This is a genomic window from Novosphingobium sp. 11B, assembly GCF_054589055.1.
The window spans coordinates 1-526 of record NZ_BAAILP010000242.1 but is presented as its reverse complement, the minus strand read 5'-3'; the positions used below and the strand labels follow the sequence as shown (position 1 = coordinate 526).

Annotated in this window: 1 protein-coding gene; it reads right to left on the bottom strand. The window is 65.4% G+C overall.

Annotated elements, in window-relative coordinates; all coding sequences use genetic code 11:
• A partial coding sequence (locus ACYPYD_RS21675) for a transposase (RefSeq protein WP_459665466.1) occupies nt 1-526 on the bottom strand: 526 nt, incomplete at both ends.

The window sequence follows — 526 nt, the reverse complement described above, 5'->3', positions numbered from 1 at the left end:
CTTGACCGCGCAGGTATCGGCGGCGGCGAGGATGCCGGGATTAGTGCGCAAGGCACCGTTGGTGGGAAGACCAAAGACATAGTCGATGCCGTGCGCATCACAGAACGACATGACCTCGGGTCTGCCGTAGTGCCCATCGCCCCGGATCGTGATGTGCGTCTCGGGCCAGTGCCGGCGGATATGCCGCACGAGGCGCCGAATGTGTCCGGCTGCCTCCGCGCCCGAAGGCGTCTTTCCCGTACGCAGCAGCATGGCGACCGGCCGTCCCGTTGCCGTGTCATAGATGTGGATCGGCAAGAAACAGCGCTCGCCGTGGTGACCGTTCCAGAACGAGAGCTGCTGATAGCCGTGCACAACGTCGCACGTGTCATCGATATCGAGCGTCACCGCCTTGGGCGGCGCGAGGTAGCTGCCGCAATAGATGCCGACCATCGCTGCCATCATGCGCGCCAGCTCGCGCGTGGTCGGTGCATTCTCCCACCTGCTCATCGTCGGTTGGCTCGCCAGGCCGGCGCCCGAACCCGGC